The organism is Citrobacter sp. KTE151 (assembly GCF_000398845.1).
In the GTDB taxonomy this organism is placed as follows: domain Bacteria; phylum Pseudomonadota; class Gammaproteobacteria; order Enterobacterales; family Enterobacteriaceae; genus Citrobacter; species Citrobacter braakii.
Genome location: NZ_KB976059.1, coordinates 493719 through 509887 on the forward strand (window position 1 = coordinate 493719; position 16169 = coordinate 509887).

General features: G+C 52.9%; 11 protein-coding genes. 2 read left to right on the forward strand and 9 right to left on the reverse strand.

The window, feature by feature from the left end; all coding sequences use genetic code 11:
- Genes rsmA through lptD form a run of 4 tightly spaced genes read right to left on the reverse strand, consistent with a single transcriptional unit; the run spans position 1 to position 5525 of the window.
- Positions 1 to 822 carry a 16S rRNA (adenine(1518)-N(6)/adenine(1519)-N(6))-dimethyltransferase RsmA gene (gene rsmA, locus WC7_RS21925; protein WP_003018865.1) on the reverse strand — a complete coding sequence of 274 codons (822 nt, stop codon included), beginning with the start codon at positions 820 to 822 and terminating at the stop codon, positions 1 to 3.
- Positions 815 to 1807: a 4-hydroxythreonine-4-phosphate dehydrogenase PdxA gene (gene pdxA / locus WC7_RS21920; protein ID WP_016151664.1), complete on the reverse strand. Its 993-nt coding sequence runs from the start codon at positions 1805 to 1807 to the stop codon at positions 815 to 817. Before pdxA ends, rsmA begins: the two co-directional genes overlap by 8 nt.
- Positions 1807 to 3093, reverse strand: coding sequence for a peptidylprolyl isomerase SurA (gene surA / locus WC7_RS21915; protein ID WP_016151665.1), 1287 nt, complete (start codon positions 3091 to 3093; stop codon positions 1807 to 1809). The genes pdxA and surA overlap by 1 nt, the downstream gene beginning before the upstream one ends.
- Before the next feature lie 53 nt (positions 3094 to 3146).
- Positions 3147 to 5525 (reverse strand): LPS assembly protein LptD, encoded by a 2379-nt coding sequence (gene lptD, locus WC7_RS21910; protein ID WP_016151666.1) that lies wholly within the window; start codon positions 5523 to 5525, stop codon positions 3147 to 3149.
- A gap of 343 nt (positions 5526 to 5868) precedes the next feature.
- Here lptD and djlA point away from each other — a divergent pair, with 343 nt between their 5' ends.
- Positions 5869 to 6684, forward strand: coding sequence for a co-chaperone DjlA (gene djlA / locus WC7_RS21905; protein WP_016151667.1), 816 nt, complete (start codon positions 5869 to 5871; stop codon positions 6682 to 6684).
- A gap of 94 nt (positions 6685 to 6778) precedes the next feature.
- Here the strand turns inward: djlA and rluA are convergent, their stop codons facing one another.
- The 3 genes from rluA to polB all read right to left on the reverse strand — a co-directional run bounded on the left by rluA (position 6779) and on the right by polB (position 12885).
- Positions 6779 to 7438 (reverse strand): bifunctional tRNA pseudouridine(32) synthase/23S rRNA pseudouridine(746) synthase RluA, encoded by a 660-nt coding sequence (rluA, locus tag WC7_RS21900; protein WP_016151668.1) that lies wholly within the window; start codon positions 7436 to 7438, stop codon positions 6779 to 6781.
- 11 nt (positions 7439 to 7449) lie between these two features.
- Positions 7450 to 10356: an RNA polymerase-associated protein RapA gene (gene rapA, locus WC7_RS21895; protein WP_016151669.1), complete on the reverse strand. Its 2907-nt coding sequence runs from the start codon at positions 10354 to 10356 to the stop codon at positions 7450 to 7452.
- Between the two features lie 177 nt (positions 10357 to 10533).
- Positions 10534 to 12885, reverse strand: coding sequence for a DNA polymerase II (gene polB / locus WC7_RS21890; protein ID WP_016151670.1), 2352 nt, complete (start codon positions 12883 to 12885; stop codon positions 10534 to 10536).
- 600 nt (positions 12886 to 13485) lie between these two features.
- Between polB and WC7_RS21885 the strand changes: the two genes are divergently transcribed.
- The gene (locus WC7_RS21885) at positions 13486 to 13869 is read left to right on the forward strand and encodes a DUF4751 family protein (protein ID WP_016151672.1); all 384 of its coding nucleotides are present in this window, start codon (positions 13486 to 13488) and stop codon (positions 13867 to 13869) included.
- Positions 13870 to 13913: 44 nt separating this feature from the next.
- Here the strand turns inward: WC7_RS21885 and araD are convergent, their stop codons facing one another.
- Together araD and araA are read right to left on the reverse strand one after the other, a co-directional pair.
- Positions 13914 to 14609, reverse strand: coding sequence for an L-ribulose-5-phosphate 4-epimerase (gene araD, locus WC7_RS21880; RefSeq protein WP_016151673.1), 696 nt, complete (start codon positions 14607 to 14609; stop codon positions 13914 to 13916).
- A gap of 57 nt (positions 14610 to 14666) precedes the next feature.
- Positions 14667 to 16169 (reverse strand): L-arabinose isomerase, encoded by a 1503-nt coding sequence (araA, locus tag WC7_RS21875; RefSeq protein WP_016151674.1) that lies wholly within the window; start codon positions 16167 to 16169, stop codon positions 14667 to 14669.

Here is a 16169-nt window from a genome sequence, read left to right on the forward strand (position 1 = left end):
TTAACTCTCCTTCGATGGCGCGTTTTCTGACAGATAGTTAGCCATCCGGCAGTATTGCGCGACAGAGATATTTTCCGCTCGCATCGCCGGATCAACGCCCAGTTCTGTCAGTACTTCAACGCTAAACAGGTTGCCGAGACTATTACGTACCGTTTTGCGACGCTGATTAAACGCTTCAGTGGTAATACGGCTCAGCACACGAACATCTTTAACGGGGTACGGCATTGTCGCGTGAGGGACCAGACGCACCACGGCGGAATCGACTTTAGGCGCAGGCGTAAATGCGGATGGCGGCACTTCAAGTACCGGGATCACATTGCAGTAATACTGCGCCATGACACTTAATCGACCATACGCTTTACTGTTTGGCCCTGCAACCAGACGGTTGACCACCTCTTTTTGCAACATGAAATGCATGTCGGCGATGGCATCAGTATAGGAAAAAAGATGGAACATGAGCGGCGTGGAGATGTTGTACGGCAGGTTGCCGAATACGCGCAGCGGCTGACCCATCGTTTGTGCGAGTTCGCCGAAGTTCATGGTCATGGCATCTTGCTGATAAATCGTCAGCTTCGGCCCTAAAAACGGGTGTGTTTGCAGGCGGGCGGCGAGATCGCGGTCCAGCTCAATGACCGTGAGCTTGTCCAGGCGTTCGCCTACAGGTTCGGTCAACGCTGCCAGGCCCGGGCCGATTTCGACCATAGCCTGACCTTTCTGCGGGTTAATAGCAGAGACAATACTTTCGATCACAAACTGATCGTTGAGGAAGTTTTGCCCGAAACGTTTACGGGCTAAGTGGCCCTGATGGACTCGATTATTCATTGGTATTAACAATCATTTTGATGGCGAGATTAAGCGCCGTAATAAAACTGCCGACATCTGCTTGCCCACGACCCGCAAGTTCAAGCGCGGTGCCGTGATCGACGGATGTGCGAATAAAGGGCAGGCCCAGCGTGATATTCACACCGCGACCAAATCCCTGGTATTTTAGCACGGGGAGACCCTGATCGTGGTACATTGCCAGCACGGCATCCGCGTGGTCGAGATATTTGGGCTGAAACAGCGTATCTGCGGGCAGCGGGCCGTTTAATTTCATCCCCTGCGCACGCAGTTCATCAAGGACCGGAATGAGGGTGTCTATCTCTTCCGTTCCCATATGACCACCTTCACCGGCATGCGGGTTAAGACCGCACACCAGAATATGCGGATCGGCAATGCCAAACTTGGTGCGCAAATCATGATGCAAAATACCGATCACTTCTTTAAGCAGAGCAGGCGTAATGGCGTCGGCAACGGCTCTGAGAGGCAAATGAGTGGTTGCCAGGGCAACGCGCAGTGCTTCAGTCGCCAGCATCATGACGACTTTCTTCGCCTGTGAGCGCTCTTCAAAAAACTCGGTATGTCCGGTAAACGGGACGCCTGCGTCATTGATTACGCCCTTGTGTACCGGACCGGTAATCAGCGCCGCAAACTCACCTTGCAGACAACCATCGCAGGCGCGAGCCAGCGTATCCACTACATATTGTCCGTTCTCTACCGCCAACTGACCCGCGATAACAGGCGCCCGCAGCGCAATCGGCAACAGCGTCAACGTACCTGCTGATTGCGGTCTGGCTGGGGTATCTGGAGAGTATGGGAGGAGTGAAAGCGGTAAACCGAGCATTGCTGCCCGGTCACTGAGGAGTGCGGCATCCGCACAGACAACGAGTTCTACAGGCCACTCACGCTGGGCGAGCTGAACCACCAGGTCCGGGCCAATCCCGGCGGGTTCGCCGGGAGTGATCACAACGCGTTGAATACGAGTCATTAGTTGCTCAGAACTTTAACGTAGGCGCTGGCGCGCTGTTCCTGCATCCAGGTTGCCGCTTCTTCCGAGAATTTACGGTTCATCAGCATACGATAAGCTCTGTCTTTCTGCGCCGCATCAGTTTTATCAACGTTACGCGTGTCCAGCAGCTCGATCAGATGCCACCCGAAAGAGGAGTGCACCGGGGTACTCATCTGGCCTTTGTGAAGTTTGGTCAGCGCATCGCGGAAAGCGGGATCGAAAATATCCGCTGCAGCCCAGCCCAGATCGCCGCCCTGGTTGGCAGAGCCCGGATCCTGAGAAAACTCTTTAGCCGCTGCCGCGAAGGTTGTTTTACCGCTCTTAATATCAGCTGCGATTTGTTCCAGCTTCAGACGCGCCTGTTGATCGGTCATGATCGGCGATGGCTTGAGCAGAATATGGCGGGCATGAACTTCAGTCACGGAGATGCTCTGGCTTTGACCACGCATATCGTTAACTTTCAGGATGTGGAAGCCGACACCAGAACGAATTGGGCCTATGATATCGCCTTTTTTCGCGGTGCTTAGCGCCTGGGCAAAGATGCCCGGCAGCTCCTGAATACGTCCCCAACCCATCTGGCCGCCTTTCAGCGCCTGCTGGTCAGCGGAATAGGTGATAGCCAGTTTGCCGAAATCGCTACCGTTACGCGCTTCATCAACAACAGATCGCGCCTGACTTTCAGCCGCGTTAACCTGGTCAGAAGTTGGGTTTTCCGGTAATGGGATCAGAATGTGGCTCAGGTTCAGCTCGGTGCTGGCATCGTTTTGGTTGCCGACCTGCTGCGCCAGGGCATCCACTTCCTGAGGCAGGATAGTAACGCGACGGCGAACTTCGTTGTTACGCACTTCAGAGATGGTCATCTCTTTGCGGATCTGGTTACGATAGGTCGAATAGCTTAAGCCATCCTGTGCCAGACGGCTGCGCATCTGATCCAGCGTCATGTTGTTTTGCTTGGCGATGTTGGCAATCGCCTGATCCAGTTGCTCGTCAGAGATTTTAACACCCATCTTCTGACCCATCTGCAGGAGGATTTGATCCATGATCAAACGTTCCAGGATCTGATGACGCAGCGTGGCGTCGTCCGGTAATTGTTGACCAGCCTGACCCGCATTAAGTTTTACTGACTGCATTAAGCCATCGACGTCGCTTTCCAGAACGACGCCGTTATTGACGACGGCTGCGACTTTATCGACTACCTGCGGGGCAGCGAAACTGGTATTCGCGATCATGGCGATACCGAGAAGCAGCGTTTTCCAGTTCTTCATACTTTTTCCATTTCAATTAACCGCAAAGCGGATTACGTTGTAAATCAATCAGATCATAAAGAGCTTTGATACGGCAAAATGTTAGAACGCAACATTTGGTTGGTGCCGAGACCGTAGTTAGAACTCAGGCCGCGTAGTTCGATATTAAAGCCGATCGTGTTGTCATAAACTGCATGTTTCTGAGTGTCATCCCAGCCGTTCAGCTTACGTTCGTAGCCGAAGCGAATGGCGTAACAGCAGGAGTTGTACTGCAGACCCAGCATGGAATCCGCTTCTTTGTTCACGTTGGTATCAAAGTAGTAAGCCCCGACAATCGACCAGCGGTCGGCGATCGGGAAGCTTGCTACCGCGCCCACCTGTGAAATCCCGTTTTCATACTGAGGGGCATTCCAATAGTTCTTGTCGTTTTTATTCGGCAAAGTTGCCTGGATATATTCCGGGCTAGCATAACGGTAGTTCAGCTGCAGCATACGGTTTTCGTCGCGGCGGTATTCGATACTGCTGCTGCTGGTTGCAACGCTGTCCAGACGCGTGTCGTACTGGATCCCACTGCGTAAACCCCAGCGTTCGGAGATGCGCCAGTAGGTGTCGCCAGCCCATACCAATGAGCCTGTTTTGTCGTCATTCTCCCATTCGATATGGTCATCGCCGGTGCGAGACTCGGTGAAATAGTAGATTTGACCCACAGAAATATTAAAACGTTCAACGGCCGCGTCATCATAAACGCGAGATGTGACCCCGGTCGTTACCTGGTTAGCAGACGCGATGCGGTCCAGACCGCCATAGGTACGGTCACGGAACAGTCCGCTATAGTCAGATTGCAGCAGGGATGAGTCATAGTTATAGATATGACTTTGGTCGCGATACGGTACATACAGGTACTGAGCACGGGGCTCCAGCGTTTGGGTATAGCCCGGCGCTAACATGTTCATATCGCGCTCGAAGATCATCTTGCCGTCAACTTTAAACTGCGGCATGACGCGGTTGGCTGAATCATCAAGCTTGTTAACGTTACGCGGGTTGCTGTTGTACCAATCCAAGTTAGTTTGCTGATAGTGCGTCGCCAGCAGCTTCGCTTCAGTATTGATACTTCCCCAGTTATTCGACAACGGCAGATTAATCGTTGGTTCAAGATGAACACGCGTCGCTTCTGGCATGTAGTCCTTGGTATTGACGAAATGGACCGCCTGCCCATAAATTCGGGTGTCAAACGGACCGACGTCATTCTGATAGAAGTTGACGTCTAACTGTGGCTGAGCGGAATAGCTACTGTTGTTCTGATCGTCAAAGACCTGGAACTGCTTGGTCGAAACCGTCGCATCAAAGTTTTGTACCGCATAGCCGACGCTGAATTTTTGCGTGGCGTAGCCGTCGGTACTGGAACCGTACTTGTTGTCAAAGTCGTTAAAGTAGCTGGAATCGCTGACCTTGGTGTAGTCGACGTTAAAACGCCATACCTGATCCATTACACCGGCGTGTTGCCAGTAGAACAGCCAGCGACGTGAATTATCATCTTTCTTATGAGTGTCATCATCCTCGTACACTTTATCGGAATTCAGATAGTCGAACTCCATCAGACCTGCGCCCGCCTGGGTGAGGTAGCGGAATTCGTTCTCCCACATGATACCGCCACGACGGTGCATATAATGCGGCGTGATGGTGGCGTCCATATTGGGCGCAATGTTCCAATAATACGGGAGATAGAACTCAAAATAGTTATTGGTAGAGTATTTTGCGTTCGGTATCAGGAAACCAGAGCGACGCTTATCGCCGACGGGTAACTGTAAATATGGGCTGTAAAAGACCGGAACCGGACCCAGTTTAAAACGGGCGTTCCAGATCTCTGCGACCTGTTCTTCACGGTCGTGAATGACTTCGCTACCGACGACGCTCCAGGTATTGGAACCTGGCAGACAAGAGGTGAAGCTACCGTTTTCCAGAATGGTATAGCGGTTTTCCCCACGCTGCTTCATCAGATCGGCTTTTCCGCGCCCCTGACGGCCTACCATCTGATAATCACCTTCCCAGATGTTGGTATCTTTGGTATTCAGATTAGACCAGCCCTTCGGCCCCTTCAGAATAACCTGATTGTCATCATAATGGACATTGCCCAGCGCATCGACGGTACGAACTGGCTCCGGCTGGCCTTCTGCCTGCTTCTGATGAAGCTGCACTTCGTCGGCCTGCAGACGGCTGTTACCCTGTGCGATGTCCACATTGCCGGTAAACACCGCGTCATCCGGGTAATTCCCTTTCGCGTTGTCAGCAGTGATGGTGACGGGTAATTCATTAGTCTCGCCCTGTACCAGAGGACGGTCATAGCTTGGCACGCCCAGCATACACTGTGAGGCGAGATCGGCTGCCAGACCCTGATGGCTATAGAGGGCGCTGGCAATCATGGTGGCCAGAAGAGTGGGAATACGTTTTTTCATACGTTGTATTTATTGTTCCATCATCAGTAGCGTCGCGCGTGACAAACGGTCACAGCCTAACTTATCTCATCTTCACTTCGCTAGTATTAATCCTGCCCATTTTATCCCGCCACCTTTCAAGCTGCATCTTCGTTCCAGACGAATTGGTCACTGCGTTGCCGCCTTGTTGCAACTCGAAATCCAACGGGTATAGCGTTTGTGGTGTTAGGCACGGCATAGAATGACAGGTATGATAATGCAAATTATAGGCGATGTCCCACAATTGACCGCAGCCGTAAATCGGTAAAAGCACCTTATATTGTGGGACATATCCTGGCTGAGAGCAGAAAGATTTGGGGAGTCTATGCAGTATTGGGGAAAGATAATTGGTGTCGCCGTGGCCTTAATGATGGGCGGCGGCTTCTGGGGTGTGGTTCTGGGCCTGTTAGTTGGCCACATGTTCGACAAAGCCCGCATGCGCAAAATGGCGTGGTTTGCCAACCAGCGTGAACGCCAGGCGCTGTTTTTTGCCACCACTTTTGAGGTGATGGGGCATCTGACCAAATCCAAAGGTCGCGTCACGGAAGCCGATATCCATATCGCCAGTCAATTAATGGATCGAATGAATTTGCACGGCGACTCGCGTACCGCCGCGCAACATGCCTTCCGGGTGGGAAAATCGGACAATTACCCATTACGTGAAAAAATGCGTCAGTTTCGCAGCGTCTGTTTTGGTCGCTTCGATCTGATCCGCATGTTTCTGGAGATTCAGATCCAGGCGGCTTTTGCCGATGGGTCGTTGCATCCTAACGAGCGTGAAGTGCTGTATGTGATTGCTGAAGAGTTGGGGATCTCACGTACCCAGTTTGATCAGTTTCTGCGCATGATGCAGGGCGGCGCTCAGTTCGGCGGCGGATATCAGCAGCAATCCGGCGCTGGTGGCTGGCAGCAGGCGCAACGCGGTCCGACGCTGGAAGACGCCTGCAATGTGCTGGGTGTGAAAGCGACCGATGATGCGACCACCATTAAGCGCGCATACCGTAAGCTGATGAGCGAGCACCATCCGGACAAACTGGTGGCGAAAGGTCTGCCGCCAGAAATGATGGAAATGGCGAAGCAAAAAGCGCAGGAAATTCAAAAAGCTTACGAGCTAATTAAAGAACAGAAAGGCTTTAAATAATCGTTATGCCGGATGGCAGCTAGCGCCTTATCCGGCCTACGTTAATGAATGTAGGCCGGGCAAGCGAAGCACCCGGCCTACATGGGTCCTGCGTTTAAAAATCTGCCGGAACTTTAAACGTCATACTGTTGCCGTATTCGGGATGCGTGATAGTTAACATCTCTGCGTGCAGCAGCAGGCGCGGCGCTAACGCCAGGGCCTGTGGCGGGGCGTAGAAGCGGTCGCCCAGGATCGGATGCCCTAATGCCAGCATATGCACACGTAACTGGTGGGAGCGTCCGGTAATGGGTTTGAGCACGACCCGGGCGGTGTTATCTTCCGCAAACTCCACCACTTCATACTCGGTCTGCGCCGATTTTCCGGTCTCATAACACACTTTCTGCTTTGGCCGATTCGGCCAGTCGCAAATCAGCGGTAAATCAACCAGCCCCTCGGCCGGAGCGGGATGTCCCCAGACGCGTGCGACATACTGTTTCTTCGGCTCGCGTTCGCGAAACTGGCGCTTTAGCTCGCGCTCTGCCGCTTTAGTTAGCGCCACTACAATCACGCCGCTGGTTGCCATATCCAGACGATGTACGGATTCAGCCTGCGGATAATCGCGCTGAATACGCGTCATCACGCTGTCTTTGTGTTCATCCAGACGACCCGGCACGGACAACAAGCCGCTCGGCTTGTTGACCACCATAATGTGCTCATCCTGATACAGGATAACCAGCCAGGGTTCCTGCGGCGGATTATAGTTTTCCATCCCCATGTCAGGCTCCGTTATTGATGCGTCACGACGATCAGGCGCAGGGCATCCAGACGCCATCCCGCCTGATCCAGGCTTTCCATCACCTGCTGACGATTGCTTTCAATGGCGCTGAGTTCGTCATCACGGATGTTCGGGTTAACGGCACGCAGCGCTTCCAGACGGGAGAGTTCAGCCGTCAGTTTCTCGTCCGCTTCTTTGCGTGCCGCATCGATCAGCGCGCGGGCCGATTTTTCTACCTGCGCTTCACCGAGTTGCAGAATGGCATGAACATCCTGCTGAACGGCGTTGACCAGTTTACTGCCGGTGTGGCGGTTAACGGCGCTGAGCTGACGGTTAAAGGTTTCGAATTCAACCTGCGCGGCAAGGTTGTTGCCGTTTTTGTCCAGCAGCATGCGTACCGGGGTTGGCGGCAGGAAGCGGTTTAACTGCAGCTGTTTTGGCGCCTGCGCTTCAACGACGTAGACCAGTTCAACCAGCAGAGTACCGACCGGTAATGCTTTGTTTTTCAGCAAAGAAATGGTGCTGCTTCCGGTGTCGCCGGAGAGGATCAGATCCAGACCATTACGGATCAGCGGATGCTCCCAGGTAATAAACTGCGCGTCTTCACGCGACAGGGCAACATCACGCTCAAACGTAATGGTACAGCCATCTTCCGGCAGCCCAGGGAAATCCGGCACCAGCATATGATCGGACGGTGTCAGTACGATCAAATTGTCGCCACGGTCATCCTGATTAATACCAACGATATCAAACAGGTTCATGGCGAAGGCGATCAGGCTGGTATCGTCGTCCTGTTCTTCAATACTCTCAGCCAGCGCCAGCGCTTTTTCGCCGCCGTTAGAGTGGATCTCCAGCAGGCGATCGCGACCTTGCTCCAGTTGCGCTTTCAGCGCGTCATGTTGTTCGCGACAAGTTTTGATCAGATCGTCAAAGCCATCCGTGTTTTCTGGCTCAGCCAGGTAGCCGATCAGATTGTTATATACCGTGTCATAGATGGTACGTCCGGTCGGGCAAGTGTGTTCGAACGCATCCAGACCTTCGTGGTACCAACGCACCAGCACGGATTGCGCGGTTTTTTCCAGGTATGGAACGTGGATCTGGATATCATGCACCTGACCAATACGGTCCAGACGGCCAATACGCTGTTCCAGCAGATCCGGATTGAACGGCAGATCAAACATCACCAGATGGCTGGCGAACTGGAAGTTACGCCCTTCGGAGCCGATTTCAGAGCACAGCATCACCTGGGCGCCGCTATCTTCTTCGCTAAACCAGGCCGCAGCGCGGTCACGTTCAATGATCGACATCCCTTCATGGAACACGGCGGCGCGGATACCTTCGCGCTCGCGCAGAACCTGCTCCAACTGAAGCGCAGTGGCGGCTTTCGCGCAGATAACCAGAACTTTTTGCGAGCGGTGGCTGGTCAGGTAGCCCATCAGCCATTCCACGCGCGGGTCAAAGTTCCACCAGGTGCCGGTGTCGCCTTCGAATTCCTGATAAATCTGCTCCGGGTAGAGCATGTCGCGCGCGCGGTCTTCCGCACTCTTACGCGCGCCCATAATGCCGGAGACTTTAATGGCCGTCTGGTATTGGGTTGGCAACGGCAATTTGATGGTATGCAGCTCGCGTTTCGGGAAACCTTTCACACCGTTACGGGTATTTCGGAACAGCACGCGGCTGGTGCCGTGGCGGTCCATCAGCATCGAAACCAGCTCCTGACGCGCGCTCTGGGCGTCTTCGCTGTCGCTGTTTGCCGCCTGCAGTAACGGCTCAATGTCCTGTTCGCCAATCATGTCACCTAACATGTTCAGCTCATTGTTACTCAGCTTGTTGCCAGCCAGTAACATGGCGACGGCGTCGGCGACCGGACGGTAATTTTTCTGTTCTTCAACAAACTGGGCGAAATCGTGGAAGCGGCTTGGATCCAGTAGGCGCAGGCGCGCAAAGTGGCTTTCCAGGCCCAGCTGTTCCGGCGTTGCGGTCAGCAGCAGGATGCCTGGTACGCGCTCTGCCAGCTGTTCAACGGCCATATATTCACGGCTGGGCGCGTCTTCGCTCCACACCAGGTGATGGGCTTCATCGACAATCAGCAGATCCCATTCGGCATCACACAGGTGCTCCAGACGCTGTTTACTGCGACGGGCAAAGTCCAGCGAACAGATAACCAACTGTTCGGTTTCAAACGGGTTGTAGGCATCGTGCTGCGCTTCGGCATAACGCTCATCATCAAACAGCGCAAAGCGCAGGTTGAAACGACGCAGCATTTCGACCAGCCACTGGTGCTGTAACGTCTCCGGGACGATGATCAGCACGCGCTCCGCGGCACCTGACAGCAGCTGTTGATGCAGGATCATCCCAGCTTCAATGGTTTTACCTAAACCCACTTCGTCTGCCAGCAGCACGCGAGGGGCATGACGACGGCCGACATCATGGGCAATGTTGAGCTGGTGGGGGATCAGGCTGGTACGTTGACCACGCAAGCCACTCCACGGCATACGGTACTGCTCGCTCTGAAATTTACGTGCGCGATAGCGCAGCGCAAAGCGGTCCATACGGTCAATCTGGCCGGCAAACAGGCGATCCTGGGGTTTACTGAAAACCAGTTTGCTGTCGAGCAGCACTTCACGCAGCGTTACACCGGTTTCTTCGGTATCAAGGCGGGTTCCGATATAGGCAAGCAGGCCGTTTTCTTCTTTTACTTCATCGACATGCAGTTGCCAGCCTTCATGGCTCGTAATCGTGTCACCAGGATTGAACATCACGCGGGTCACGGGGGAATCACTGCGCGCATACAGACGGTTTTCACCCGTCGATGAGAAAAGTAAAGTGACGGTTCGCGCATCCATGGCGACAACAGTACCAAGTCCCAATTCGCTTTCTGTATCGCTGATCCAGCGTTGACCAAGTGTAAAAGGCATATATGTTCGGCTCTATATCTTTAATTGCAGGCAATACTCGTCATTTTCCGGGCTAGTCCCCGTTATTGAGAGCATACGACCCCGCTACCAGGCTAATAAATCAGTGGTAGGGGTGTTAAATGGGTCCAGGAATGGAAAGGGCGCTATGGTACTGGATGGCGGCGGTTTCGTCACGCGTCAAAATAACCCCAGTTGTCCTGTGAGTAGTGTAGCAAAATTATCATCAATAAAGGGAAGAATTCCCTCGGCAACCGGCTGGATCTGGCGGGTCAGATAATGCTCGTAATCAAGTGCAGATAGCTGATAATCAACAGGTTCAGGTCCATTTATCGTCCAGACATATTTAATCGTGCCACGATTCTGATACTGCTGCGGACGCCCCAGTTTGACATTCTGCTCATCGGCGAGCCGCGCGGCGCGAACGTGCGGCGGAACATTCCGCTGGTATTCGCTCAACGGGCGGCGCAGGCGTTTGCGGTACACCAGGTGTTCATCCAGTTCACCCGCCATCAGACGGTCGATAGTCTCGCGAACAAACTCTTGATAAGGCTCGTTACGAAAAATTCGCAGGTACAGCTCCTGCTGAAACTGCTGGGCCAGCGGCGTCCAGTCGGTGCGTACCGTTTCCAGACCTTTAAATACCATGCGTTGCTCAGCACCTGACTGAATCATTCCGGCGTAGCGTTTTTTGCTGCCGGTATCTGCACCGCGAATGGTCGGCATCAGAAAGCGACAAAAGTGGGTTTCAAATTCCAGCTCCAGCGCGCTGGTCAGGTTTTGCTGCTTCAGCGATTGCGCCCACCAGTTGTTGACATAGCTCACCAGCTCCCGACCAATCCGGGCCGCATCGTCTTCCGAGTGCGCCTTTTTAAGCCAGACAAAGGTGGAGTCGGTGTCGCCATAGATGACGTCGTAACCCTGAGCCTCAATCAGCGCTTTGGTCTGACGCATGATCGCGTGACCGCGCATGGTGATAGACGAAGCCAGCCTCGGGTCGAAAAAGCGGCAGGCGGTGGTGCCAAGCACGCCGTAAAACGCGTTCATGATGATTTTCAGCGCCTGTGAGAGCGGCTTATTGCCGCGGCGTTTGGCTTCATCACGCCCATGCCAGATCTGGGTAACAATTTCCGGCAGACAGTGCTTTTCGCGTGAGAACCAGGCGTCAAGGAACCCCTCGGTACTGTGTTCCTGATCCGGCTGTGCCATCCCTTCGATAAGTCCCACTGGATCGATCAAAAAAGTACGAATAATTGACGGGTACAGGCTTTTGTAATCCAGCACCAGCACGGAGTCGTACAAACCCGGGCGCGAGTCCATCACGTAGCCACCGGGGCTGGCGTGCGCGGGAACTTCCCCCAGATTCGGTGCCACATAGCCCGCCCGGTGCATTCGCGGTAGGTAGAGATGGCCGAAGGCGGCAACGGAACCACCGTGCCGGTCGACCGGCAGGCCGTTTACCGTCGATCGTTCCAGCAAAAATGGCATGATCTCGGTTTTATGAAAAATACGCGTGACCAGCTCACAGTCTTTGAGATTGTAGGTGGCGAGTGCGGGCTTATCCTGGGCAAACCGGCGATCTATTTCGTCCATCCTGTCCCAGGGATTATCTATCGACTTCCCTTCGCCCAGCAGCTCCTGTGACACCGTTTCCAGTGAAAAGGATGAGAAATTCCAGAATGCGGATTTAAGCGCCTCAATGCCGTCGATAATCAGGCGACCTTTAGCCTGCGCGAAGAATACGCCGTTTTTGAAGCCATGTTCGCGCCACTCCAGCTCGCTATTGTCACGGCCAAAACGCAGGGGAATGCGGTAACGTTCAGCATGCTTTTGCAGGACGCGTAAATCGAATTGCACGACGTTCCAGCCGATTACCACATCAGGATCGTGACGGGCAATCCAGTCGTTGAGCTTTTCCAGTAACTGCGGGCGGCTTGCGACGTATTCAAGTTCAAAATCCAGCGCTGAGGCATCGCCGTTTGCCGGGCCGAGCATGTAGACAATACGCTGCCCACAGCCTTCAAGGCCGATACAGTAGAGTTCGCCGTGGCGCGTGGTTTCGATATCCAGCGAGACCCATTTCAGCGGCGGTCGATAGTCAGGGTTCGGCTTCAACCGGGCATTAACCAGCGTACCGTTATGTCTGTCGCCTTCAACCCACACAGGTGAGGTGATAAAACGCTCCATCAGATACCGTTCCGGCGGACGCACGTCGGCCTCGTAGACGGTAATTGCGTTTTCACGCAGCAGCTTTTCCAGCCGCATGAGCTGGCGATGTGAGCGGCAATACAGGCCGGAAACGGGCTGGCGGTGGAAGTCTTGCAATTGCAGCGGCGTCAGACGATAGCCGTTTTCATTGCGTAATAATGACGCTACGCGAGGAACCTGACTGACAGGAATAAACGCGACCGACTCCTGAGGTGCGAGCGTGACCTGTAGCGGCCCGTCGTCTGTAGCCAGCCAGAATGTGACCTCAGTTCCCTGCGGAGTGTCCCGCCAGTGCCGGGTTAAAATAAAGCCTGCCTGCGCCACGCTGCGTACCCATTAAAAAACCAGGCATTATTATAGCCTGGTTTACACGATTGTACTGTTATTTTGTACAGTTAAAAATGAGAACTGTAGGAAGTTATTGTGACAGTAACAGTAAAATGCCCTCCGCAGTAAAAGTGTTACAGGATAGAGGTTGGTATTTAATAAATGAATGCCTTAATTGAAAACTCTTCCTTGAATTATTTTATTGGCCTGTCATGGCTATTTTTATTTATTATTGTTTTGTAATTATGTTTGTTTCATTAATTGGAAGTCCGTTTCAGGATTTTTATGTCATTTTCGGAATCGTGCTCGTACGGTTTTGTTACTCATCCCTCGGTTCAGGAAAAATGGTTATTTTTTTTATTTGTTTTTATTCATGGTTAGTGTAACTATTTTAATCAAATACTCGGGTTAGCAGATTGAATATAATATATTTTTATGGCTTGCTATTGTCTGGATAAAAACGGATTTTCGGTTCGATTTCGTCGGGAATATCTCTCTGTATAATTTGCTTTTTATCGCTGAATATAATTTTATTCATCTGATAGCTCGAGTGTTTTATATCAATAGCTTGGGTGCGTAGTATTATGGAGGCCTATTATGGATATTTATACTCAGGCGTTACAGGTAGGATATGAACACTATTTATTTGTTAATACTCAGTTATCTAACCCTACAATTAAATCAGTAAGTCAATATATTGAGTATAGAACATGGTCAGGTCAAATTTGGCGTACTGAGATTATTGAACGTGGGAATGCTTTCTTTCACTGGCAAGGGCATGACAGAATAAATGGTCATCGTGATACGGTGATTAATTATCTGTTGAATGGACAGCGCTGGCAGTCAACGATTACAGATTACATTTTCTTTCATTCACTGGATGGTGAAGAGGCGCAGGGACATTATGACAACGTGATTAAATACGTTTGTGCTAATAACTGTGTGTATCGAAGTGCGTTTGCGGAATATATAAAGGAATAACCAGAGAGCGCGCCACCGAGATTCCGGGCGCGCTCAGATTGTTTTCACTGGCCGTAGTAAGCTTTTGCGCCGTGTTTACGTAGGTAATGTTTATCTAACAGGGTTTGCTGCATATCCGGCAATTGCGGCGCGAGCTGGCGACAGAAGATCCCCATGTAGGCGACTTCTTCCAGCACGATGGCGTTGTGTACCGCATCTTCGGCGTTTTTTCCCCAGGCAAACGGACCGTGAGAGTGCACCAGCACGCCAGGCATCTGCGAAGCGTCAATGCCTTGTTTCTCAAAGGTTTCAACGATCACGTTACCGGTTTCCCACTCATATTCGCCGTTGATTTCTTCCTCGGTCATTTTCCGTGTGCAGGGAATCGATCCGTAGAAATAGTCCGCATGGGTGGTACCCGTGGCTGGAATCGACTGGCCCGCCTGCGCCCAGATGGTTGCATGACGCGAATGGGTATGAACAATGCCGCCAATGGTCGGGAATGCCTGATACAGCAGACGGTGCGTTGGGGTATCGGAGGAGGGTTTCTTCGTACCTTCTACAACCTCACCGGTGGCGATACTGACTACGACCATATCTTCTGCGGTCATAACGCTGTAATCGACCCCGGAAGGTTTTATCACAAACACGCCGCGCTCGCGATCGACGGCACTCACGTTCCCCCAGGTCAAGGTGACCAGGTGGTGCTTAGGCAACGCCAGATTGGCTTCCAGCACCTGACGTTTGAGATCTTCTAACATGTTGATTCCTCTGTGCCGGATGGCGGGCAAACGCAGAGCCATCCGGCAACAACATAATTAACGTTTAAAACCGTAATAGACGTCGTTCCAGCGCAGCGCGTCCTTAAAGGCCGGCAGGCGGGTATCGTTGTCGATCACGGCGATCTCGATATCGTGCATTTCAGCGAACTGGCGCATATCGTTCAGATCCAGCGCGTGGCTGAAGACGGTGTGGTGCGCGCCACCGGCCAGGATCCAGGCTTCAGATGCGGTCGGCAGATCAGGCTGGGCTTTCCACAATGCGTTAGCCACCGGCAGTTTCGGCAGGGAGTGCGGTGTTTGAACCGTGTCGATGCAGTTAACCAGCAGGCGATAGCGATCGCCAAGATCGATCAGGCTGGCAACGACTGCCGGACCAGTTTTGGTGTTGAAGATCAGACGAGCGGGATCGTCTTTACCACCAATGCCGAGATGCTGAACGTCGAGGATCGGTTTATCTTCCACCGCGATAGACGGGCACACTTCCAGCATGTGCGAGCCGAGCACCAGATCGTTGCCTTTCTCGAAGTTATAGGTGTAATCCTCCATAAATGAGGTGCCGCCCTGCAGACCGGTTGACATCACCTTCATGATGCGAAGCAGAGCGGCGGTTTTCCAGTCGCCTTCGCCCGCAAAGCCGTAGCCTTGTTGCATCAGACGCTGTACGGCCAGACCCGGGAGCTGTTTCAGGCCGTGTAAATCTTCAAATGTCGTGGTAAAGGCGTGGAATCCGCCCTGTTCCAGGAAACGCTTCATCCCCAGTTCAATACGGGCTGCTTCCAGTACGTTCTGACGTTTCTCACCGTGGACTTGCGTTGCCGCCGTCATGGTGTAGGTGCTTTCATACTCATCGATTAGCGCGTTGATTTCGCCGTCGCTAATGGAGTTCACTACCTGCACCAGATCGCCTACGGCCCAGGTATTTACCGAGAAGCCGAATTTGATCTGCGCAGCGACTTTATCGCCATCGGTGACCGCGACTTCACGCATGTTGTCGCCAAAACGGCAGACTTTCAGATGGCGGGTATCCTGTTTGGACACGGCCTGGCGCATCCAGGAGCCGATGCGTTCGTGCGCTTGTTTGTCCTGCCAGTGACCGGTGACTACGGCGTGCTGCTGACGCATACGTGCGCCGATGAAGCCGAACTCACGGCCGCCGTGCGCGGTCTGGTTCAGGTTCATAAAGTCCATATCAATGCTGTCCCACGGCAGGGCGGCGTTGAACTGGGTATGGAATTGCATCAGCGGCTTGTTGAGGATAGTCAGACCGTTAATCCACATTTTGGCCGGAGAGAAAGTGTGCAGCCAGACCACCAGACCTGCGCAGCGATCGTCGTAGTTAGCGTCACGACAAATAGCGGTAATCTCGTCAGGTGAAGTACCCAGCGGTTTTAAAACCAGTTTGCAGGGCAGTTTAGCTTCAGTGTTCAGCGCGTTAACGACGTGCTCGGCATGTTGGGTTACCTGACGCAGGGTTTCAGGGCCATACAGATGCTGGCTACCAATCACAAACCACACTTCATAGTTATCAAAAATCGTCAT

Bases quoted from the DNA above. Each gene is read 5' to 3' on its own strand.
- rluA (WP_016151668.1), bottom strand. From the start codon at position 7,438: ATGGGGATGGAAAACTATAATCCGCCGCAGGAACCCTGGCTGGTTATC.
- araD (WP_016151673.1), bottom strand. From the start codon at position 14,609: ATGTTAGAAGATCTCAAACGTCAGGTGCTGGAAGCCAATCTGGCGTTG.
- lptD (WP_016151666.1), bottom strand. From the start codon at position 5,525: ATGAAAAAACGTATTCCCACTCTTCTGGCCACCATGATTGCCAGCGCC.
- araA (WP_016151674.1), bottom strand. From the start codon at position 16,169: ATGACGATTTTTGATAACTATGAAGTGTGGTTTGTGATTGGTAGCCAG.
- surA (WP_016151665.1), bottom strand. From the start codon at position 3,093: ATGAAGAACTGGAAAACGCTGCTTCTCGGTATCGCCATGATCGCGAAT.
- pdxA (WP_016151664.1), bottom strand. From the start codon at position 1,807: ATGACTCGTATTCAACGCGTTGTGATCACTCCCGGCGAACCCGCCGGG.
- djlA (WP_016151667.1), top strand. From the start codon at position 5,869: ATGCAGTATTGGGGAAAGATAATTGGTGTCGCCGTGGCCTTAATGATG.
- rsmA (WP_003018865.1), bottom strand. From the start codon at position 822: ATGAATAATCGAGTCCATCAGGGCCACTTAGCCCGTAAACGTTTCGGG.
- WC7_RS21885 (WP_016151672.1), top strand. From the start codon at position 13,486: ATGGATATTTATACTCAGGCGTTACAGGTAGGATATGAACACTATTTA.
- rapA (WP_016151669.1), bottom strand. From the start codon at position 10,356: ATGCCTTTTACACTTGGTCAACGCTGGATCAGCGATACAGAAAGCGAA.